Below are 21,593 nucleotides of genomic sequence, written 5' to 3' on the forward strand. Positions count from 1 at the left end.
TTTTTCATTTTTTATTTACACGAATCGCAGGAAATGAGTTATGGACTCAAAATAGTTTAAACTCAAAAAAATCGGCTCAAAAGCCGATTTTTATTGATATCATTTAAAGCTGCCTGTGCATCAACCAGAATTTCGTAGCCCTGTCGCAATTCCATTGATGGTAATGTGGATCAAACGTTCTTGTTCTGGTGAAAGTTCTCCTCGGCGCTGACGCTTGATCAGCTCAAGCTGAATATAGTTCAAAACATTGAAATAAGGCATCCGATAGTTCAAGCTATCCTTGAGATAGGCATTTTCTGCTAAGAGCTCGTCATGGCCTTCAATCGCCAAGATAACATCCTTGGTCAGCTGCCATTCATCTAGGATTGTATTGAAAATATCGCGTACATTTTGGTCTTCACAAAGTTGCGCATATTCAAAAGCGATATTCATATTGGACTTGGACAGCACCATATCAACATTTGACAAGAGGGACTGGAAGAATGGCCATCTCTGATACATAAATTGAAGGAAGGCAAGATTCTTTTCAGGATCTTCATCGATAAATTCTTTGAAGCTAGAGCCAACGCCATACCAACCAGGGAACATCACCCGACTTTGAGACCATGAGAAGACCCAAGGAATAGCTCTTAGGCCACCGATCTCAGTGATCGTTTTACGGGCTGCTGGACGAGAACCGATATTAAAGCTAGAAATGGCCTTAATAGGACTAGACTCAAAGAAATAGTCATAGAAACGTTCGTCGCCAAAGACTAGGTCGCGATAGATTTGGTAGCTTCGATCGACCACTCGATCCATCACTCTCTCGTATTCATTGGTCGTATTACTATCACTCTTCTTATAGCTTATCATGCGGTTAATAGCTGCCGATACAAGCATTTCCAGATTATAGTAAGCAGCGTCCTTATTACCGTATTTATTGCCGATGACCTCACCCTGCTCTGTCAGGCGGATACGATCATTGATACTTCGCAATGGTTGCGAAGTGATTGCCTCATAGGTTGGGCCACCGCCACGACCGACAGTTCCTCCACGACCATGGAAGAAGGTAATCTTGACGCCAAACTTATCACCAATAGCTGTCAGTTGTTGCTGAGCCTTGTAGAGAGTCCAGCAAGACGATAAGTAGCCACCGTCCTTGTTACTGTCTGAGTAGCCCAGCATGATTTCTTGATAGTTGTTTTTAGAAGCAATCCATTTTTGAGCAATCGGCAGAGATAGATATTTCTCCATAGTATCGCAGGAGTTATCCAAGTCCTCAATCGTTTCAAAAAGTGGAACAATCTGCACACGCGCACCTTCTTCATCGATCAAGCCGACTTCCTTGAGCATAATTGCCAACTCTAGTAAGTCTGATACGCTAGTGGAATGGGAAATAATATTTTGCTTGATAACATCTTCGCCAATCGCATCCTTAAGCTGACGAGCCGTCTTGAAAATCTCTAATTCCTTTTGTAGAAGTTCAGATTTAGGTGCGTGAGTGGCTGACAGGATCCGTGGATCCTCCAGAAGCTGCTTGAGAAGGACTTGGCATTTTTCTTCCTCTGACAAGCTGCTGTAATCTTTCACAATATTAGCAGAAGCCAAGAGCTCAGCCACACAAGCCTCATGGACACTAGAATCCTGACGCATGTCAATGCTGGCCAAGAAGAAACCAAAAATGTCAACTGCTTGTAGCAATTCAGTAAGTTCTCCAGTCACCAGAGCTTGTCCATTGTGCTCCAGCAAAGAATCACGAATAACAAGAAGATCTTCCTTAAACTCTTGCGCATCTTTGTAAGATGGAAGTTGTTCTTTTCGTAATTCATCCAAACTACCACTAAGTTTAGACTGGATATAATTTGGAATGATTTCTCTACCATTATGGCTGACTGAAGTGGCTGAATTTGCATGCAGGACGGCTTCAGCTTTATCAGCCAAACGATGCCCTTCACCAGAGAAATTACCTTCTTTCAGATAAAGTAAGGTCTGAATCAACTTGGACTGAATGTAATGAAAAGCACGGCGATAAGGCTCATTTTCCCGATAAACAGACTTGTCGCTTGACAAAGCTGCCATCTTGGATACAGCTTCACTTGTTTTTGAAAGATTAGTAGACAGGGAGAAGTTACGATAGAGCGTGTAAACCTTATCAATGTAATAATTCAGAACAACTTCGCTCTGTACCGTTGCAGACAATTTCAGAGTTTCAGCGGTTACAAATGGATTTCCATCCCGGTCACCACCAATCCACATTCCCATGGTGATGGGCTTAGGATTTTCCAAATGGATTCCTTTTTCTTCTGCTAAGCGTTTATACTCTAGCATCAGGTTCGTGATTGCCTGAAGAAAAGAACTGTTATAGTATTCCATAACGTTAGTGATTTCATTGGTAACCTTAAGTTTCTTTTCCCGAATCATATCAGTCTGCATCATCAGCTCGATATAGCGACGGAGATTGGCTAACCATTTCTTTTCGTTTACCAGACCAGCTTTAACATCACGATGCTGGCGCAACAGTGTGTGAATATGATTAGTCAAATCCAACATGGTCTTGCGCTGAACCTGAGTTGGATGAGCAGTCAAAACAGGAACAACATTTAGATTTTCCAGGATTTCTTGTGCATTTTCTCGTGTTGAAACCAAATCAATCGTCGTCGAAAGCTTACCAAGGTAGTCTTGGTCAATATTATTTTGATGATTGATCTCATAAGCCAAGTCAACATCTTCAGAAATATTGATGAGTAGAGGTAAAATAGCAAAATAGCGTGAGATATAGACCATATCATCCGTAGATAATTCTTCTACTACTGCTTTCAGCTCTTGGTATTTAGATTGAACTGCTAGTTCTTCAATCATGGAGATTTTAGCAAAAGTGTCAGGACTGAGAATATCCCGGGTAATATCCACCAACAAGTCCGTTAAAATAGAAACTTCTTCTCGAATCATTTCTTTATTGCTATAATTTTCTAATTTTGTAAATGACATTATTTACACCTTTCTATTGTTGAAGAGCTAACATACAAGAAGATCTTTTAGGATTGACTTACTTCTAGTTCCTGATACATGGCGTTTCGTCGCTCATTGGCGTCAATATTTAAAACAAAGGCAATGGCAACTGATAGAACCAATAAACTGTTTCCCCCCTGAGATAAGAATGGGAAGGTTACACCGGTTGAAGGGATCAAGCCCGAAATACCACCAATATTGACAAAGGTTTGCATCAGAATCATACCGCCAATTCCCAAAGCCATCATAGAATTAAATGGATCCTTGGCCCTTGTACCTACGAGAATAATCCGTAAAATCAAGAAAAAGAGCAGGGCTAAAATTAAAGTAGCTCCAAAGAATCCGACTTCCTCAATAACAATCGAGAAAACAAAGTCTGTATGAGCCTCTGGTAGGTAACCTCGTTTTTCGATAGAGTTTCCTAAGCCTAAGCCAAACCAACCACCGTTACTCATCGCATAGTAAGAATTGGCCAGCTGGTGGCCTGAGCCAGACAAATCGTCAAATGGATTGAAAAAGGCACTAAAACGCTTTGCGACATATCCAAAAACAGGAACTTGCTCAACACGCTTGACACCTATCAACCAAATACTCGCTAAAACTGCTGCCGACCCTCCTACAACAGCACCAAGCATGGTCGAGAACCATCTGTAAGCAATTCCGCTGGTGGAAATTACAATCAAAACTGTTAAGAGCAAAATAGTCGCATTTCCTAAGTCGGGCATGATAACCACCAGGCCTATCAAGAAAGCAACAATAACCCGCCAATCCGTAACAGCACGCGGAATCAACTGATTAAAGGTGATTGCTTGATAATCATATACTTCTATTTGTTCTTGTTTCTTAGAAAACTGTAGGGCCAAATACCATACCAAAATAATCTTCAGGTATTCTGCTGGCTGAGCAGTAACTGGACCGACTTTGAGCCAACCGTGTGCCCCATTGATCGTTCCTGTGATAAAGCGTGAGAGTAAAAGCAGAATAATTTCAGCTATGATAACAAACGTAATCACTCCTGGCCTCTTCAGAAAATCCAGCTTCATTCGGTAAATAATCCCAATCATCACCAAGCTGAAGAGCCAAAAACCTGCTTGAGTGGCGACCATTCGAAAACTATTGAGCCCATTTTGAATGAGGATGGGGCTCGTCGTGGAATAAACGACAATCAAGCCAATGCCAGATAAGAGCATGTACGGAATCAAAATTGAGTAATTCAATAAATGCTTTTTGTCAATTTTCATATTTCACCAATTTATTCTAAAAATTCAAACTTCATTATACCACTTTTTGATTCGAAAAAAAAGCATTAGGATGGCCTCAAGAGATATTTACTTATTTATCGCCTCAAAAATCCAATTATTTCAAATTGTTTTATCTTCTATTGCAATCAGATTACATTTTCGTATTTCGCTGGAAATATAGATAAATACTTTGCTTTTCTATTTATTTTACGTTACAATGAAACAGTATGAGAAAAAGGATTAAACCGCTTGCACTCTTGCTATTCTTTGCTTGCTTTATTCTATATATTGTCATAAGTAAGCACCATCTTGATGTGCAAATTAAACAAGCCCAAACAAAAAAATCTCAAGTCAGTCAGGTGACAAGCAAGAAAAAAAAGGAGGAAACTCCTTCAGACGAACCTGAGGAAGAATTGCTTAATAAGCCTATCGTTGACCTTTCCGGTTGGCAATTGCCCAGCGAAATAGACTATGATACCTTATCAACAAATATTTCTGGTGCTATCATTCGCGTGCATAGTGGAGCTCAAGCAAAAAAAGAAAATGTTGCCACTCATTTAAATGGACTTGACAAATCATTTGCTACCCATATCCAAGAGTTTCAAAAACGGGGGATTCCTGTAGCTGTCTATGCTTATATAGCGGCAGGCAATATCAAAGAAATGGAAAAAGAAGCTGAAAGCTTCTACAAGGCCTCTTCGAAATATAAACCTACCTTTTACTGGCTTGATGTTGAAGAAAAGACCATGGGCGACATGAACGCAGGAATTGAGGCCTTTCGTGCCAAGCTTGAAAGTCTTGGAGCTCAAAATATTGGTATCTACATTGGGACCTATTTCATGGAAGAGCATAGTATCTCAACTGAGAAATTTACTGCCGTTTGGATTCCAACTTATGGCTATAATGACGGCTACTATAACGCTGCTCCAAATACTGAACAGCCCTATGACCTACATCAATACACCTCAGAAGGTAAATTGGAAGGTTTCCCACATAACTTAGACCTCAATCAGCTCTCTCCTGTACAGGATAAAAAAGCGACTTATAAGAAATTATTTTCAACACCAAAATAAAAAAGATGCAAGATAATTGTTAGGAAATCTTGTATCTTTTTTTCTCTGTACAAGATATTTTTCTTGCTTTTTTCAGAAAAGTATGTAGCTTTATGGTACAATAGTTTAATGAAAAAACTTGTAGGGAGATATTATGATTTCATGGATTGCTAGAGTTTTAAAAGGAATGATTATCGCGCTTGGCTTCATCTTGCCAGGTGTGTCTGGCGGTGTATTGGCCGCGATTTTGGGGATTTATGAGCGAATGATTCGCTTTTTAGCCCATATCAAAGAAAATTTTGTCGAGAATGTTCTCTACTTCACTCCTGTAGCTATTGGGATGGTTTTAGGGATCGCAGCCTTCTCCTATCCAGTCAATCTCTTGCTGGATAATTACAAGGTTATCGTTCTCTGGGGCTTTGCTGGAGCCATCATCGGTACCATTCCCAGCCTGATCAAAGAATCCGTCAAAGAATCCGACAGAGATCGAGCCGACACTGTTACCTTCTGGCTTAGTTTCATCTTGTCAGGGATCTTTCTTTACTCGCTGAATGGAATGGTGGGAACACTACCAGCTAACTTCTTATCCTTTGTTTTAGCGGGTGCTCTTATCGCCTTAGGAATCTTGATTCCGGGACTCAGTCCTTCAAATCTGCTATTGATTTTAGGGCTCTATACTCCCATGCTGACAGGATTTAAACGCCTAGATTTATTTGGAACCTTCCTGCCAATCGGTATCGGCGGCGCTCTGGCTCTGATTCTCTTTTCAAAAGCCATGGATTACATTTTGAAGCATTATCATTCCCGCGTTTACCATTTTATCATTGGCATTGTATTGTCCAGTACCTTGCTCATTGTTCTCCCTCAAAGTGGCAACAGTGAGAGCATTAGTTATGCAGGCGTATCCATTTTCACACTTGTTCTTGCTGCCTTTTTCTTTGGACTAGGTATCTGGCTAGGAATTTGGATGTCCCAATTAGAAGAGAAATATAAATAATGGCTAAAAAAACAAAACTCAAAAAAACACTAGTTGAGCAAATTTTAAACAAGGCAAAAATCGAACACCAAGGTTTGCAGATTAATGCTTTAGATGATAGCCTGACAGAGGAATTTGACCGCTCGCAAATTTATAAAACACTGGCTTTAAACGGAGATAAAACAGGAACAGTCATTGGCATCCTGCCTATCACCGAACATCTGTCGGAAAAGAAATTAGCAAAAATTTCAGGTAATAAAAAAGTTAGCATGATTCCGCAGAAAGATTTAGAAAAAACGACTGGTTATATCCATGGTGCCAATAATCCTGTCGGCATTCGCCAAAAGCACTCCTTCCCCATTTTCATCGACCAAACAGCTCTGAGTCGCGAAAGTATTATTGTTTCTGCTGGTGAAGTCGGCCGTAGCATCCAGATCAAAGCTCAGGATTTGGCTGACTTTGTTCAAGCGCAGTTCGCAGACTTGAAAGAGGACTAGGCTATTCGCTTCAAAAGGAAAAAGGATCTTGATATGAAATTGTATTTTATCCGACATGGAAAAACCGAATGGAATCTAGAAATGCGTTTCCAAGGGGCAAGCGGAGATTCTCCACTGCTGGCGACATCCATTGATGAGCTCAAGCGCTTGGGCAAGCATTTATCAAACGTTCAATTCGATAAAATCTACTCTAGCGATTTGCCGCGCGCTTACCGTTCTGCAGAAATTATCCAAAGTGAAAACCAATATCAAACCGATATTGTTTCGACTCCTGAACTAAGAGAGTGGGCCCTTGGAAAACTGGAAGGAGCCCAAATTGCTACTGTAGAAGCCACCTATCCTCAGCAGATGTGGGCTTTTCGCCACGATCTATCCCAGTTTGATCACCAACTATTTGATGCAGAATCCGTCGCTCAAACCACCAATCGGACAATTGCCTTCGTGATGTCTCTCAAAGGGAAAGGTTATCAAAATGTCTTGATTGTCGGACATGGAGCTAACCTAACTGCCAGCATTCGTCGCCTGCTCGGTTACGAAACATCTTTGCTCCGTAAGAACGGAGGCTTGGCCAATGCTAGTGTCACCATTTTGGAAACAGACGACTTTGACTCTTTCAAGTTACTTACTTGGAACAACTTAGATTACATGCTAACTGATGAAACTGCGAATCTTTAAACATCGCAGTTTTTATATTTTTATATCTAATTATTGCTGAATTTCCTTTTATTTTGTGATAGAATAGAAGGGAAAGCCTTAGGAGGAAGAAAATGACTACTGAACATATTGAAGAACTAAATGACCAGCAGATTATTCGCCGTGAAAAAATGGCTGCGCTGGCTGAGCAAGGAATTGATCCTTTCGGAAAACGATTTGAACGCACTGCAAATTCTGCTCAACTTAAAGAAAAATACAGCGACAAATCCAAAGAAGAATTACATGAATTGAACGAAACAGCAACTATTGCTGGTCGTTTGATGACTAAACGTGGAAAAGGGAAAGTCGGCTTCGCCCACATCCAAGACCGTGAAGGCCAAATCCAGATTTACGTTCGTAAGGACGAAGTTGGTGAAGAAAACTATGAGATTTTCAAAAAAGCTGACTTGGGTGACTTCTTGGGAATTGAAGGTGATGTGATGCGCACAGATATGGGAGAACTCTCTATCAAAGCAACGCATATTACTCACCTTTCAAAAGCTCTGCGTCCCCTTCCAGAGAAATTTCACGGTTTGACTGACGTTGAAACTATCTACCGTAAACGTTATTTGGACTTGATTTCCAACCGTGAAAGCTTTGAGCGCTTTGTCACTCGTTCAAAAATTATCTCAGAAATTCGTCGCTATCTTGATGGTCAAGGCTTCCTTGAAGTTGAAACACCTGTTCTCCACAACGAAGCAGGCGGTGCTGCTGCTCGTCCATTCATTACTCACCACAATGCTCAAAACATTGACATGGTACTGCGGATTGCAACTGAGCTTCACTTGAAACGTCTCATCGTCGGTGGTATGGAACGCGTTTATGAAATTGGCCGTATTTTCCGTAACGAAGGTATGGACGCCACTCACAACCCTGAGTTCACATCCATCGAAGTTTACCAAGCCTATGCGGACTTCCAAGATATCATGGACTTGACAGAAGGCATTATCCAACATGCTGCCATTTCTGTAAAAGGAGATGGACCAGTCAACTACCAAGGTACTGAGATCAAGATCAACGAGCCATTTAAACGTGTTCATATGGTAGATGCCATCAAGGAAATCACTGGCGTAGACTTCTGGCAAGATATGAGCTTTGAAGAAGCTGCTGCCTTGGCTAAGGAAAAGAAAGTGCCGCTTGAAAAGCACTTCACTGAAGTAGGCCATGTCATCAATGCTTTCTTTGAAGAATTTGTTGAAGAGACCTTGATTCAGCCAACCTTTGTCTACGGTCATCCCGTTGCTGTGTCACCTCTGGCTAAGAAAAACCCAGAAGACCCACGCTTCACAGACCGCTTTGAGCTCTTCATCATGACCAAAGAATATGCTAATGCCTTCACTGAGTTGAACGATCCAATCGATCAATTATCTCGTTTTGAAGCACAGGCAAAAGCTAAAGAACTTGGCGATGACGAAGCAACTGGCATCGACTATGATTACGTTGAAGCCTTGGAATACGGTATGCCACCAACTGGAGGCCTCGGAATCGGTATCGACCGGCTCGTAATGTTGCTCACAGATGTGACTACGATTCGTGATGTATTGCTCTTCCCAACAATGAAGTAATCTCAAACTTACAAAATTTTAAAAAAAACAAATCCCGCTGGAATTCCATCGGGATTTTTCACATGACAAAAAGTCTGGTCTCCCAGACTTTTGCTAACATTATTCATATCTCAGCGCTTCAATCGGATCTAGTTTAGAGGCTTTATTAGCTGGCAAGATACCAAAGACAATCCCAACCATGGCTGAGAAGACAAGGCTTCCCACTGCTGCAGTAACGGAGACAACTGGTGGGCCTCCAAATACGTTTTCAGGCACGACTGCAGCTAGCAGAGCATTGATTCCATAGGCAAGGCTAAGACCAAGCAGGCCACCGATAAGGGTCAATACCATGGATTCAATCAAGAACTGTGTGAGAATATTTCCACGCGTTGCTCCAAGAGCTTTTCGCAAACCAATTTCCCGTGTCCGCTCTGTAACGGATACTAGCATGATATTCATCACACCGATACCACCAACAAAGAGGGAAATTCCTGCAATAGCTCCGATAACACCGGTCATAGTTCCTGTGATTTGATTGTACTGCTCCAGCAAGGTATCCATATTCAGGATTTGATATTCTCCTTGACGAGCTCCTGAAAGAGCCGTCAATTCTTTGGCCGCTTCTACACCAACTTCGTTGATACGATCCACTTCTGGCACATAGATATAGACAGTTGAGATTTCATCTGTATGAAATTCAGATGCCACCTGTGTATTCGCCATCAAGGCGCTACCCGAGCTCATACTCATGCTCTGACCAGCATTGGGATCCTTATAGATACCAACAACCCGATAGTTACTATCACCGACTGAAACTATTTTATTCAGGGCTTCCGCACTACTTCCAAACAGGCTGGTTGCCACTGTTTCATCAATCATCATCACATTAGAAAAACTTTGATAGTCACTAGGCAAGAGAGTCCGCCCAGCTAAAAGCTCATATTTTCTAATTTTAAAGAATGTAGCATTCACACCCGTAATGTTGACCTTATCAGACTTCTTGTTCTGATAAGAAAAGTCAGCTGTCGAACCATTGGTCACATAATAGCCCTTTACGCCGTCAATTTTGAGTAGTTCCTTGACCCAAGACTCTTGGACAACAGGTGGTTCCTCTAGTATCTCACTATCTGCATCTTGACCACCATTGACCTCCATCAAATTAACTCCCATCGTATAATTATTTTTAGTGGGAGAATAAAGCAAGCTGACATACTTCTGTTCTTTTGTGATGCTCTTGGTAACTCCCTGTTGCATTCCATTTCCCAGTGCCAAGATGACGACAACAGACGCAACCCCGATGATAATCCCGATCATGGTCAGAAAAGCCCGCATCTTATGCCCAAGAATGGAACTAATGGCAAATTTAAAATTTTGCATTAATCACGTTCCTCCTTCTCAGCGCTATCTGAAGAGATGGCTCCATCACGAATGACAATCTGACGCTTAGCATAGGCAGCAATCTCAGGTTCGTGAGTAACCATGATAATCGTTTTTCCTTCAGCGTTCAACTCCGTCAAGAGTTCCATAATTTGCTCCCCAGTTTTGGTATCGAGGGCTCCCGTAGGCTCGTCGGCAAGAATAATCGAAGGATTGTTTACCAAGGCACGCGCAATGGCAACACGTTGCTTCTGTCCCCCAGACAACTCTGACGGCAAGTGAGTCATACGAGTGCCCAAATCTACTTTTTCTAAATACTGCTTAGCTAGATTTTTTCGACTTCCTTGTGACACCCCCGCATAAATCAACGGGAGTTCTACATTTTGAAGTGCGTTTAATTTAGATAAGAGGAAAAATTGCTGAAAAACGAAGCCAATTTGATTATTGCGAACCTTGGCTAATTTTTTATCACCCAAGTTTGCAACATCTTCATTTCCTAAAAAATACTCACCAGTAGAAGGACGATCCAACATCCCGATAATATTCATCAGGGTGGACTTCCCGGAACCAGACGGCCCCATGATAGCCACAAACTCGCCCTCTTCAACTGTCAAATTGATATTTTTTAAAACTTTAAGTTCTTGATCACCATTCCGATAGGTTTTATTAATATTTCGTAGATCAATGAGTTTTTTCATCCGCTTTCACCTCTTGACCATCTTTCAAGCTATCTGTTGGATTAGTGATAACTTTACTGTCTTTTGTCAAACCAGATGAGATTTCTTGATTTTCAGCATCAGCACTCCCTAAGGTTACTTCCACTTTCTTCGCTTTACCTTTTTCGACAGTCCAAACGTAGTTCTTGTCTCCGTCTGAGATGATACTGCTTGCTGGTACAAGAATCCCTTTTGTATTGTTTTTCACTTCAACGCTGACAGAGAAACCTTGCTTCAAATCACCAATTTCACTTGTAATATCGACTGTAAATGGATATTTTGCAGAGGAAGCTGCGCCACCTGTATTGGTTGATGAAGCTTGCTGTCCGTCCTTAGGATAGTTGGAAATATAGCTAATTTTACCTGTCCATTTTTTATCTGGATACACTTTTGAGGTAATGGTTACTTCTTGTCCAACTGATAAATTAGCCAGATTGTACTCAGAGAGTTCTCCCTTGATTTGAAGGCTACCGTTGCTGACAATATGCACCAAGGTTTGGTTGGTTCCTGTTGTTGATTTGGATACATCGCGATTTACTTCTACTACTGTTCCCTCAACAGTGCTTGTAACAGTCGCTGCATTCAACAATGCTTGCGCCTTGTTCATATTGTCCACAGCGTCAGAACGTGCATCACGCAAATCAGCCAGTTGAGAATCGACGGTACGTTGAGCAGAAGCAAGGGACTTACTATCCGTCTCTTCATCGCCAGTTTTTTCTACTGTCGCCCCATTAGTCTGTAAGTCATTAATCTGACGGTCAGCCTTATTGACAGCACGAACTGCTGCATCATAATTTGCTTGAGCTTCTGTGCTCTTATATTGAACAAGTGCTTGTCCTACAGCTACTTGGTCGCCAACATTGACTAGGACGGACTCCAAGTCGCCCTTGGTAGCATCATAATAAACATATTGCTCTGAGTTAGCCGTTACGGTCCCCGTCAACAGGACAGATGAGGCTATGCTACCTTCTTTTGCCTGCTGCACAATTGGGGCAACTTCCTTAGGTTCTGTTGTAGAACTAAGATTGCTCAGGACTATTGCAGAAATTGCTCCTACTACAACTACAACAGCAACTCCGATAATACTAAATAGCTGCCATTTTTTCAGCTTTTTCATCTTTTTTCCTCCTCTTGATGAAAACCATTTTTCTTTTATACTACATTATATCATATGCCTAACATATTGTGATAGGAAAAGGGACAAAATCCCTAAAAGACCATTTTTCCTCTAAAAACGCTGCAGGATCTCTAAATCATAGCAGATTTTTGCATTCATTTTCTAAAAAAGGTACAATTACTTCATATTGATTAAAGGAGCTTCTATCTAACTATGAAAGAATTCGATATTATTGCAATTGGCGGGGGTAGCGGGGGTATTGCTACCATGAATCGTGCTGGTGAGCATGGTGCTAAAGCAGCTGTCATTGAAGAAAAGAAATTAGGGGGAACCTGTGTCAATGTCGGTTGTGTCCCTAAAAAAATCATGTGGTACGGTGCTCAGATTGCCGAGGCCATCCAACACTACGGACCAGACTATGGCTTTACTTCAGAAAATCAGCACTTTGACTTTGCTACTTTACGAAAGAATCGGGAAGCCTACATTGACCGCGCTCGCTCATCCTATGATGGCAGCTTCAAACGCAACGGCGTTGAACTGATCGAAGGTCGCGCTCATTTCGTTGACAAGCATACAGTCGAAGTCAATGGAGAATTGATTCGCGCCAAGCACATCGTTATCGCAACAGGTGCACATGCAGCTATTCCTCAGATTCCTGGTGCCGAATACGGTGAGACTTCTGATGATGTCTTTGCTTGGGAAGAGCTACCCAAGTCTGTTGCTGTCGTCGGAGCAGGCTATATCGCAGTGGAGCTTGCTGGTGTCCTCCATACTCTAGGTGTCAAGACGGATCTCTTTGTCCGTCGCGACCGTCCTCTCCGCAATTTCGATAGCTATCTGATTGACGGATTGGTAGCTGAGATGGAAAAATCTGGTCCTAGTCTTCATGCTCACAAGATACCCGAACGAGTGGAAAAACTAGCCGATGGCCAACTACAACTCTACTTCCAAGACGGCAGTAGCCATATTGCCGATCGGATCATCTGGGCTATTGGCCGCAAGCCAAATGTCCAAGGGCTCAATCTTGATGCTGCAGGAGTTACCCTGAATGACCGTGGCTTTATCGCTGTGGATGAGTACCAAAACACTGTCGTACCTGGCATCTATGCCTTGGGCGATGTGACGGGCGAAAAAGAGCTGACGCCAGTAGCAATCAAGGCCGGCCGCACCCTGTCTGAGCGCCTCTTTAACGGCAAGACAGATGCCAAGATGGATTACTCCACTATTCCGACTGTCGTCTTCTCCCACCCCGCTATTGGCACAGTAGGGCTGACGGAGGAAGAAGCTATTCGAGATTATGGTGCTGAGCAAATTCATGTCTACACCTCTAGCTTCACATCCATGTACTCAGCTGTCACCCAGCACCGCCAACAAGCCAAGTTTAAACTTATCACTGCTGGTCAGGATGAAAAAGTTGTCGGCCTCCATGGCATTGGCTATGGCGTAGATGAGATGATTCAAGGCTTCGCTGTTGCTATTAAGATGGGAGCTACCAAAGCCGATTTCGACGCCACCGTAGCCATCCACCCAACTGGCTCCGAAGAATTTGTCACCATGCGCTAAAAGCTTCTTTTTTGGCCTTTCTAAAGCTCATTATTATCATAAAATAAAGAATAAAGGGCAACCATAACTTATCCTTTCATTTTTGATTTTTATCTTACATTTTTGTAAGAAAGAAGTCTTATACCATTTGAATAGACCTAAACACACTATCTGGCCTTATTCTTTGACTTCTTTCTTTATTTTAAAGCACAAAATTCAATTATCATTCAAGAAATTCTAAATTATTTCTAAAATTGAGGAAGATTTATTTAATGGATCTTCCTCTTTTTTATTTAGTTGGCTCACTTCTTCTAGACAAGCTTATAAATTGTAACTTGTCAAGATGATCCTATTTTCTTGAAATATTTATAACTTCCCAACCATCTTTTACCCTTTCTGCTATTCAAGAAACCGTATTTTTGATATGATAGTAAGAAATACTAAGAGAAAGGGGATTGGAAATGAGCAAAACAAAAAAATTACTAGCAGCTCTGGGAATTATTTTCTTTAATATTTTTGGTTTAATCGCCTTTATCTTCCTCCTCATTCGGAGCCGCAAAAAGCGGAAATAAACAAACAACTGTCTAGTCTGATATGAAAAGACTTGACTTTTTTTTATTTTGATTTAAAATAGTTACCATAATTTTAAAAAGAGGTTTACTATTATGAACAAGAACAAAGCTTTTCTTCTTGCACTCCCAGCTATTGGCGCTGCTTTCCTAGCTGTACTCTCCCAGCTTAGTTTCTCTATTGGGACCATTCCCATTACGCTACAGACCTTTGCCGTGGGTTTAATTGCAACCATTCTTAAAACCCGCGAAGCTGTCTTGTCTGTTCTGCTTTATCTACTGCTCGGAGCTATTGGTCTGCCGGTATTTGCCGGAGGAAGCGGTGGAGTTCAGGCTCTCTTTGGTCCAAGCGCAGGCTATCTTTGGGCCTATCTACTCTTTGCTCTGGTAACTTCTAGTCTTACAAGCAAGGATAGCAAGTTTTACACGATCTTTTTGGCTAATCTGCTCGGAGATACACTGGTCTTCGTTGGTGGCGTAATCGGACTTCATTTTCTAGCTAATATGGAATTTTCTAAAGCCATTGCCGTTGGTGTCACACCTTTCATTCTTCCCGATCTTTTAAAAATTGTCGCAATCACGCTCATCAGCATTCCTATATTTAGAAGCCTAGCTTTTCATCCCTACTTTTCAGACAATAAAAACGGATAGACTTAAAGTCTACCCGTTTTTAAATGCATCTAAAAGCACTTGAAATTCTTCATTGGAAAGGGTGATTCCCTTGCCCATCTTGCTGTGGTCAGGACTCCAAGTGCGAATATCGTACTTGGCAGGCGCACCGTTAAAACTTACGCGGTTGAGCTCCTTGGTCCAACCTTTTTCATTTTCCGATAAAACGAGCAATTTTTCCTCGATTTCAAATTTAAAATCTGCCATACTTTACCTCTTTTCTACTTTCTATCTCATTATTCGTAAAAGATTTTACTTTTTTACTTATTTTATTATATAATATATTGTAACAAGTTATGGAGATTTTAGCTATGAAAAAATATCTCGAAATGATTTTACAAAAGACGAATGAGTTCATTAACTATAAAAAGACAGATCAGGAAGAGGACGACAAAAGTCATATCCTACATACGATTGACTTGGCTCTGCGGAAAAATTCTGGTGTCCATGTTATTTTTCTGGATAAGAATTTTACTGGAGATATTGTCAAATATGACCGAGACCGCCAACAGTTGATTGTCAAAAATTTCAAAAAAAGCATGACGACCATCATCCGAGTGCCTGATATCCATCGCATCAGTCTGGTCCCTAATAACATCCGTGAAGCCCAGAGAAAAGATATTCGGCTCGAAAGCCGCAAATTCAAAAAATAACTCTTCAAATCAAAAGCGATTTGAAGAGTTTTATTTTTTAAAAGCAATAGCAGAATTTTTAGAATAAGGACTTCCGCTATCTATTCGTATCCACCATGTAGGCGATGCCTACTTGATAAGCACATTGCTCCAACTTTCGCGCCTGATTAAGCCCGAACAGTCACACTAGTGCCATCTTCTTTATACAAATTGATTAAACCTTCCTTGCGGGCACGGACCATATCACCAGGTTGGACAGGCTGCGGAACTGTAATCGTCAGTAATTCCATTGGGTTTGGCGCACGGTCAATCTTATTTCCTTTTTCATCATGGAGGTCAGTAATGTAGGTTTCAAAATGGCGGAAACCAGGTCCATAGAATTCCACTTGATCGCCTTCATGGATAACATTCCGCTGGCGAATCGTTGCAGTTTGTGTAACCTCATCATAAGTAACTACTTCTGCTACAAATTTGTATTCTGGAATCTTACGACGGGCTCCAAAAAGCTGCTCATTCTCAGTTGGCGTATGATAGTAAAAACCAGTTGCCAGCTCACGTTGAGCTACTTTCCACATTTCATCTACTAGATCTTGCTTAATAGCTTCAAACTTTTCTGGGCTTTCCAAATAGGCGTCTACAGCTGCTTTGTAGCAGTTAGTTACCGTTGAAACATAGTGAATGGATTTCATCCGACCTTCGATTTTCAAGCTATCAACACCATTTTCAATCATATCAGGAATGCGGTCAATCATGGACATATCAACAGCTGACATAGAAAATTCTTCTGGAATTTCCCCCTTCAAGCTCTTACGTTCTTGTCCAAAAGGCATGTCATACAAATCATATTTCCAGCGACAAGATTGCGAACAACCGCCGCGGTTGGCATCACGCATACTCATGTGATTGGAAAGGGTACAACGGCCAGAGTAAGAAATACACATAGCCCCATGAACGAAAGCTTCGATTTCTACATCGGTACGCTTGCGAATCTCAGCCAGCTCAGCCATGGAAACCTCACGTGCCAAAACAACTCGGGTCAAACCAAGATTTTTCCAAAATTCAAGCGTTTCATAGTTGGTTGCACTAGCCTGCGTTGACAAGTGAATCTCCAAACCAGGTGCTTCTGATGCTGCAATAGCAATCAAAGCTGGATCAGAAACAATGACAGCCGCGATTCCAATGTCTCTCAAACGGCGGAACCATTCTCCAGCTCCAGCTTCATTTCCTTCGTGCATGACCATGTTAGCCGCTACATAGACCTTGGCACCATGCTCAGCCGCAAATTGGACACCTTCTTCCATTTGCTCAAAAGTGAAGTTCCCCGCACGACTACGCAAACCATAGGCTTGACCACCAATAAAAACAGCATCTGCTCCATAGCGAACAGCTACTTTCAACTTTTCTAACGTACCAGCTGGTGACAGCACCTCTGGACGTTTTAATTTTTTTGTCATCTTTTCTCCTATTTGCAATATAAAAGTATTGATGTTTAACCCTATCTATTTTATAGCAATTTACCGCTAAAAGCAAGATGGAGCCTAGTTTTTTGACAATTCTAATCTTCTATTCTCATCTCCTTACTAAGTATTTTAGGATATAAGTTTATTATCTGAGAGAGGAAAAAAGCCAGAAGTCTTAAACTTCTAGCTTTTCTTTCAAAATTTATTCTTCCTCCTTCTTCTTATTAAATTGTTTGTATCCGAAGAATCCACCAACTAGCACAACCAATACGCCGATGACAATCCAAGTAGTTTGACTTGAGCTATCTTTCTTCGTATCGCTAGCTTTATCCGCTGATTTTCCTTTTTCTGCTTCAGCTAGGAGGTTCGCTTTGTTGTAGCCTGTATAGACAAGATCTGCATCTTTACCTTTTTCTTTCTTAATCTTTTCTTCCATCTCTGCTTCGACTGCTTTGATTTCCTTAAAGATTTTTTCTGAGCGTTCCAAGGCTTCCTTCGTCACTTCTGGTCCAGCGGCTTTGGCTTGTTCATCTGTGTAATTTGCATATTTGGCATCACGTTCGGTTTGTTCTTTATCCCATTCAGCTTCTTTTTCTTTCCATTTTTCTTGGATGCTGTTACCAAAGATTTCTGGATATTTCATAACCATTTGGTCAATATGCCAAACAGTCCAATACCAAGATTTTCCGTCATATTTAGTAGAACGGTTCTTGAAAGCTTCGTAAGTATCTTCTACATTACCATAGAATGGTACATATGGTGTGTTGCGACTTTGTGCCAGACCCAGCCACATAACACCGCCAAAGGCATTTGGTAGGTTTGGTTTGATTTGATAAACGTGGGCGTCGATTACGTTTTCGTTACCTAGCGCATATTTGTAAACATTGCCATCGATCTTCTTACCGACTTCAACTAAGTCATCTGCTTTATATTCTGGCAAGTGTTCAAAACGATTTCTTTGTTCAGCGATCACATCATGAACCGTGTATTTCTTATTTGGATCAGTTGGTTCGCGCAAAAGATCAAAAGATTCATCGTCATAATTTACTTTTGCTTGTGGATCCATCCACTTGATACCTGCATAGGTCCGAGAACGGTTACGCTCCATATATTTATCAGGTCCGTATGATTTAGCAATCATAAAGTTGCCATCTTTGTCGGTCTTATAGTTGTCAGCTTTTTTAGCTACTTCTTCCACATCTTTAGAAGCAATGACATTTTCCTTATCGTTCAAGTCAACGTGACCAAGATAGTAAGTGTTCGCAAAGACAGCATACTTATTCGTTGGGAATTTGATGGCTACATATTGGTGACCAGACAGGATTTCCATATACCATAGCTCATTTTTATCTGCTGCAACGATGATATTTCCTTCTGCTGACCCTTTTTCATCTAGAACTTTCGCAACTGTCTCAATAACTTCACGTGCTGTTTTTGCACGAGGCAAAGCAAGGTCAACTAATGATGCTTCTGGAAGACCATCTTTTACAAGTGGGTCTTCTTTTAACACTTTATCATTTGGTGTTGCTGAAACGGTCGCTGTCATAGCTACACCAAGTTCATTAAAGCCATGCGCAGCGAAGTTTCCGTTACTTCCGTTGTCACGATCAGAGTCGTAGACAGCTGTGTATTTCATTTCATTCGCCAAATGCGGATAGGTAAAGCCATTTGACTCATCTTCTATCTTATCGCCATCTTTATAGGTCTTAGCTGGCACAACTACATAGTTTTGATTGTGCCGACCGCCGTCAGGGGCGTAGGGATAGTCCTCTGTCCGACCAAATAGAGTAGAGCCATCTGCTGTCAGATCTTTACCGACAATAAAAGCAGAACACGCTTGTGCCACATGAACAGGCAAAAGAGCAACTAACATTGCAAGGAACATTAGTCTGAGCAGTATTTTCTTCATAGTCTATCTCCTTTTGACTATCTGCGGGGCTGGAATCAACTCCCAGTCTAAACAACATAAACCGTAATACCTTAACATTCCTATTTTAGTATACTCTCTTTCTAATCTTTTTGCAAGCGTTTACACAAAATTGTGTATATTTTTTATCTAATCTATATTTCCTCTACTTTTTTCTCAAATCAGAGCTGATAAACAAAAAAATAGCCCCATCTTTTTTAGAGGAAAGGCTATTATTTTTTGTCTTATCAGAAAACATCCTGCTATAAAATCTTTATAAGCAATTCACTAGAGATTGTATCAGAGGCGACCTGAGCTTTAAAGGATTTATCTCACTTTTTTAGCTAACATCGTCGCAAAGCGGAGCTGAATTCGATTGCCGTTTTCATCACGGCGATGGAGGTGGCCAGGATTTTCATTGTACTTGACCAGCTCCCAGTCTTTATAATACTCGGCAAGCTCCCCTTCCTTAAAAGTAAAAGGAAAGAGAACAGAGCAAGGGAAATCCTCTGTATCCATAGCACAGACGATGAGATTGTAGCCGCCAAGCGTTGTATGTTCTTGCATATTGTGGATAATATCTGGAATCCGCTCTGCCTGCAGGAACATCAGAACAACGGTGGAAACGATCAAGTCATAAGTCTGAGTCAGACTAGCTGAGTTGATATCGTAGCTACCCACTGGCAGATCCAAATCTTCCTGCTCGACAATGCTCCGTAGGATCTCCAAGGCTAGCTCATTCTGATCTACGGCCGTTACTTCAAAGCCCTGCTTGGCCAGAAAGAGAGCATTGCGACCTTGACCACAACCTAGATCTAAGGCCCGTCCTGGTCGGACCGTCTGCATGGCTTCCAAAACCTCTGAGTGAACTGGATTGCTGCCGTATTTCTTGGGGAAATAATCCTCAGGCCGACAGTAAAATTCCAAATACCACTCCAAATCATCTGTCAAGGCTTCAACCCGATGCCAAGCTTGGGGCTGGGCGAAAGGATTATCCTGACCAGCCTCAAAGATATGCTCAGCTAGCTCCTCACCTTCTTCTGACATCTCTACAAACTTAAGGCGTCCCTTGAGAACAGTGATTTTACCCCAAGTTCCTTCTTTGGTATTGTGCTTGTTCTTGACCAGTTCGGGCATGGTCTCAGCTGTCCACACTGGCATGCGTTTATAAGCTAGCAATTTTTCTGTCATAAAAATCCTTTCTCTGAAAGCCAAATTTCAAAATTTTAACTGTCTTTATCATACTCGAAAAAGCCAGACTTGACAAGTGCTAGGGTATTCAAGGTCTCACTAGCAAAAAAGCAAGAAATGATTCAGTAGTCAATTCTTGCTCATATCATACATTAAGTTTTATTTTATAAATTATATCCCTGTATCTTATACGACAGCTTGTCCTGAAGATCTCTCATCTTGTATTAAAGTTCTTCATTTGTCTTGCCATGTTGCGGTTTTGCTCGCGGAGTTTGGTGAACTCGCGCTTTTATACTCTTTATTCTCTCAGGATCAATTCGTTTCATTTATATTCCTTTCTGATCGTTGTTTTTCAACCCAGGCTTGATATTCTGCATAAGTCGTAAGTGGGGTATCAGAAACCTGACCCTTACTATCTATACCATAAATCGTCAGTTTCTCTTCTCCCTTAGGCGCCATCCAGTACAAAACTTTGTCATACCATTCCTCTAGGGTCACGTATTCTACTTGAGGATAAAGACTCCAATCTCCTTCAGTTATTTTTTTCTCAATTTCAGGATATTCCTCAAAGAGATTGATGTTGGTATCAATAACCTTGCCCTCCTCTTTAAAAGGCAAAGAACTGTTAATGAGCCGACCTACTACATACCCCTTATCTTCTGCATACTGATCCAGTGTCGTATAATCAAAGTAAGGACTCGCTTCATACATATCTGAACGCAGTTGATTCACTACTCCTACTTTTCCACTATCAATGTTTAAAATTAAGATTTTCCTATCACCTTGATTATCTTTGACTTCTATATTGATGGTGTTTTTAGGATTATCACGATAGGTAAAAATCTTGAAATCAATTGGAAAAAAATTACTATCATAGTCTGCGACTACTTTGTTTAGATCCACTTCTTTAACGACTAAGTCTTCTGTTCTATAGTCATAAAGACGAATCTTCCAATAATCTGATTTGGGCATGTTTTTTCTTTTGGTTAAATCAACTCCATATTTATTTGTCATCACTTTCCGCTCGGTTGTATAGAGATAAAATTCGCCCCCAAAATTCACATTAGAACCTCTTCTCAATAAGACGAATTTTCGTTGATTCCCGAAAAAATATACGTTTTCCTTTACAGAATGGTATTTCTCAATAGAATATTCGACTTTTTCAGGTTCTTTAAATAATTGTTGTAACCCAACAGTACCTACTATAATAAAAGGGATAAGAATTAGGCTAGCAAACACAAATTGAAAAACACGCTTATTTTTTAATATCTTCCTCATCGTATCAGTTTCCTCCTGCACCAACTCCAGTTACGTATTTCTTGCTTCTTCATTTTATTCTCCTTTTCTCAATCATCCTCAAACCTTATCTCCATTATAGCATAAATCCAAAATCATAGTTGAATGTTAAAAAAGACCGGTCGCC

At 41.0% G+C, this 21,593-nt stretch carries 18 protein-coding genes; 8 read left to right on the forward strand and 10 right to left on the reverse strand.

Going from position 1 to position 21,593, the window contains the following annotated elements:
* Positions 1-120: 120 nt before the first annotated feature.
* Positions 121-2,967 (reverse strand): phosphoenolpyruvate carboxylase, encoded by a 2,847-nt coding sequence (gene ppc / locus PAN94_RS04945; protein ID WP_125382491.1) that lies wholly within the window; start codon positions 2,965-2,967, stop codon positions 121-123.
* Between the two features lie 47 nt (positions 2,968-3,014).
* Entirely contained in the window at positions 3,015-4,229 is a 1,215-nt protein-coding gene (gene ftsW / locus PAN94_RS04950; protein WP_062005754.1) for a cell division peptidoglycan polymerase FtsW, read from the reverse strand.
* 227 nt (positions 4,230-4,456) lie between these two features.
* Here ftsW and PAN94_RS04955 point away from each other — a divergent pair, with 227 nt between their 5' ends.
* The 5 genes from PAN94_RS04955 (at position 4,457) to lysS (ending at position 9,012) form a co-directional block, all read left to right on the forward strand.
* Positions 4,457-5,302 (forward strand): glycoside hydrolase family 25 protein, encoded by an 846-nt coding sequence (locus PAN94_RS04955; RefSeq protein ID WP_285874928.1) that lies wholly within the window; start codon positions 4,457-4,459, stop codon positions 5,300-5,302.
* A 133-nt stretch (positions 5,303-5,435) separates the two neighbouring features.
* Complete coding sequence (locus tag PAN94_RS04960; RefSeq protein ID WP_247950746.1) at positions 5,436-6,278, forward strand: DUF368 domain-containing protein; 843 nt, start codon at positions 5,436-5,438, stop codon at positions 6,276-6,278.
* The gene (locus PAN94_RS04965) at positions 6,278-6,754 is read left to right on the forward strand and encodes an aminoacyl-tRNA deacylase (protein ID WP_005590691.1); all 477 of its coding nucleotides are present in this window, start codon (positions 6,278-6,280) and stop codon (positions 6,752-6,754) included. Before PAN94_RS04960 ends, PAN94_RS04965 begins: the two co-directional genes overlap by 1 nt.
* Before the next feature lie 33 nt (positions 6,755-6,787).
* Positions 6,788-7,429: a histidine phosphatase family protein gene (locus PAN94_RS04970; protein WP_285874930.1), complete on the forward strand. Its 642-nt coding sequence runs from the start codon at positions 6,788-6,790 to the stop codon at positions 7,427-7,429.
* A 92-nt stretch (positions 7,430-7,521) separates the two neighbouring features.
* On the forward strand, positions 7,522-9,012 hold the full coding sequence (lysS, locus tag PAN94_RS04975) for a lysine--tRNA ligase (protein WP_285874933.1): 1,491 nt from the start codon (positions 7,522-7,524) through the stop codon (positions 9,010-9,012).
* 99 nt (positions 9,013-9,111) lie between these two features.
* Here the strand turns inward: lysS and PAN94_RS04980 are convergent, their stop codons facing one another.
* Genes PAN94_RS04980 through PAN94_RS04990 form a run of 3 tightly spaced genes read right to left on the reverse strand, consistent with a single transcriptional unit; the run spans position 9,112 to position 12,201 of the window.
* A complete protein-coding gene (locus PAN94_RS04980; RefSeq protein WP_285874934.1) occupies positions 9,112-10,368 on the reverse strand; it encodes an ABC transporter permease in 1,257 nt (418 codons plus the stop codon).
* Positions 10,368-11,066 carry an ABC transporter ATP-binding protein gene (locus PAN94_RS04985; RefSeq protein ID WP_285874936.1) on the reverse strand — a complete coding sequence of 233 codons (699 nt, stop codon included), beginning with the start codon at positions 11,064-11,066 and terminating at the stop codon, positions 10,368-10,370. The genes PAN94_RS04980 and PAN94_RS04985 overlap by 1 nt, the downstream gene beginning before the upstream one ends.
* The gene (locus PAN94_RS04990) at positions 11,050-12,201 is read right to left on the reverse strand and encodes an efflux RND transporter periplasmic adaptor subunit (RefSeq protein ID WP_285874937.1); all 1,152 of its coding nucleotides are present in this window, start codon (positions 12,199-12,201) and stop codon (positions 11,050-11,052) included. The genes PAN94_RS04985 and PAN94_RS04990 overlap by 17 nt, the downstream gene beginning before the upstream one ends.
* A 213-nt stretch (positions 12,202-12,414) precedes the next feature.
* Here PAN94_RS04990 and gorA point away from each other — a divergent pair, with 213 nt between their 5' ends.
* Both gorA and PAN94_RS05000 read left to right on the forward strand, forming a co-directional pair.
* Positions 12,415-13,764: a glutathione-disulfide reductase gene (gene gorA, locus PAN94_RS04995; RefSeq protein ID WP_285874938.1), complete on the forward strand. Its 1,350-nt coding sequence runs from the start codon at positions 12,415-12,417 to the stop codon at positions 13,762-13,764.
* 644 nt (positions 13,765-14,408) lie between these two features.
* Positions 14,409-14,963 carry a biotin transporter BioY gene (locus PAN94_RS05000; protein WP_285874939.1) on the forward strand — a complete coding sequence of 185 codons (555 nt, stop codon included), beginning with the start codon at positions 14,409-14,411 and terminating at the stop codon, positions 14,961-14,963.
* A 9-nt stretch (positions 14,964-14,972) separates the two neighbouring features.
* Here the strand turns inward: PAN94_RS05000 and PAN94_RS05005 are convergent, their stop codons facing one another.
* Positions 14,973-15,188: a YdbC family protein gene (locus tag PAN94_RS05005; RefSeq protein ID WP_005590703.1), complete on the reverse strand. Its 216-nt coding sequence runs from the start codon at positions 15,186-15,188 to the stop codon at positions 14,973-14,975.
* 89 nt (positions 15,189-15,277) lie between these two features.
* Between PAN94_RS05005 and PAN94_RS05010 the strand changes: the two genes are divergently transcribed.
* Positions 15,278-15,634: a hypothetical protein gene (locus tag PAN94_RS05010; protein ID WP_285874941.1), complete on the forward strand. Its 357-nt coding sequence runs from the start codon at positions 15,278-15,280 to the stop codon at positions 15,632-15,634.
* Between the two features lie 146 nt (positions 15,635-15,780).
* Here PAN94_RS05010 and PAN94_RS05015 read toward each other — a convergent pair whose 3' ends face one another.
* From PAN94_RS05015 to PAN94_RS05030, 4 genes are all read right to left on the reverse strand, one after another.
* Positions 15,781-17,067 (reverse strand): peptidase U32 family protein, encoded by a 1,287-nt coding sequence (locus PAN94_RS05015; protein WP_285874942.1) that lies wholly within the window; start codon positions 17,065-17,067, stop codon positions 15,781-15,783.
* Positions 17,068-17,275: 208 nt separating this feature from the next.
* Entirely contained in the window at positions 17,276-18,982 is a 1,707-nt protein-coding gene (locus PAN94_RS05020; RefSeq protein ID WP_285874944.1) for a C69 family dipeptidase, read from the reverse strand.
* A 324-nt stretch (positions 18,983-19,306) separates the two neighbouring features.
* Positions 19,307-20,170 carry an SAM-dependent methyltransferase TehB gene (gene tehB, locus PAN94_RS05025; protein ID WP_285874947.1) on the reverse strand — a complete coding sequence of 288 codons (864 nt, stop codon included), beginning with the start codon at positions 20,168-20,170 and terminating at the stop codon, positions 19,307-19,309.
* A 312-nt stretch (positions 20,171-20,482) separates the two neighbouring features.
* Positions 20,483-21,448, reverse strand: a complete 966-nt coding sequence (locus PAN94_RS05030) for a hypothetical protein (RefSeq protein WP_285874949.1) — start codon at positions 21,446-21,448, stop codon at positions 20,483-20,485.
* Between the last annotated feature and the right edge of the window lie 145 nt (positions 21,449-21,593).

The organism is Streptococcus sp. SC1 (genome assembly GCF_030272855.1).
Taxonomy (GTDB): Bacteria; Bacillota; Bacilli; order Lactobacillales; family Streptococcaceae; genus Streptococcus.

Bases quoted from the DNA above. Each gene is read 5' to 3' on its own strand.
- PAN94_RS05000 (WP_285874939.1), top strand. From the start codon at position 14,409: ATGAACAAGAACAAAGCTTTTCTTCTTGCACTCCCAGCTATTGGCGCT.
- PAN94_RS05005 (WP_005590703.1), bottom strand. From the start codon at position 15,188: ATGGCAGATTTTAAATTTGAAATCGAGGAAAAATTGCTCGTTTTATCG.
- lysS (WP_285874933.1), top strand. From the start codon at position 7,522: ATGACTACTGAACATATTGAAGAACTAAATGACCAGCAGATTATTCGC.
- PAN94_RS04985 (WP_285874936.1), bottom strand. From the start codon at position 11,066: ATGAAAAAACTCATTGATCTACGAAATATTAATAAAACCTATCGGAAT.
- PAN94_RS05015 (WP_285874942.1), bottom strand. From the start codon at position 17,067: ATGACAAAAAAATTAAAACGTCCAGAGGTGCTGTCACCAGCTGGTACG.
- tehB (WP_285874947.1), bottom strand. From the start codon at position 20,170: ATGACAGAAAAATTGCTAGCTTATAAACGCATGCCAGTGTGGACAGCT.
- PAN94_RS05020 (WP_285874944.1), bottom strand. From the start codon at position 18,982: ATGAAGAAAATACTGCTCAGACTAATGTTCCTTGCAATGTTAGTTGCT.
- ftsW (WP_062005754.1), bottom strand. From the start codon at position 4,229: ATGAAAATTGACAAAAAGCATTTATTGAATTACTCAATTTTGATTCCG.
- PAN94_RS04980 (WP_285874934.1), bottom strand. From the start codon at position 10,368: ATGCAAAATTTTAAATTTGCCATTAGTTCCATTCTTGGGCATAAGATG.
- PAN94_RS04970 (WP_285874930.1), top strand. From the start codon at position 6,788: ATGAAATTGTATTTTATCCGACATGGAAAAACCGAATGGAATCTAGAA.
- ppc (WP_125382491.1), bottom strand. From the start codon at position 2,967: ATGTCATTTACAAAATTAGAAAATTATAGCAATAAAGAAATGATTCGA.
- PAN94_RS04960 (WP_247950746.1), top strand. From the start codon at position 5,436: ATGATTTCATGGATTGCTAGAGTTTTAAAAGGAATGATTATCGCGCTT.
- PAN94_RS05030 (WP_285874949.1), bottom strand. From the start codon at position 21,448: ATGAGGAAGATATTAAAAAATAAGCGTGTTTTTCAATTTGTGTTTGCT.
- PAN94_RS04990 (WP_285874937.1), bottom strand. From the start codon at position 12,201: ATGAAAAAGCTGAAAAAATGGCAGCTATTTAGTATTATCGGAGTTGCT.
- gorA (WP_285874938.1), top strand. From the start codon at position 12,415: ATGAAAGAATTCGATATTATTGCAATTGGCGGGGGTAGCGGGGGTATT.
- PAN94_RS05010 (WP_285874941.1), top strand. From the start codon at position 15,278: ATGGAGATTTTAGCTATGAAAAAATATCTCGAAATGATTTTACAAAAG.
- PAN94_RS04965 (WP_005590691.1), top strand. From the start codon at position 6,278: ATGGCTAAAAAAACAAAACTCAAAAAAACACTAGTTGAGCAAATTTTA.
- PAN94_RS04955 (WP_285874928.1), top strand. From the start codon at position 4,457: ATGAGAAAAAGGATTAAACCGCTTGCACTCTTGCTATTCTTTGCTTGC.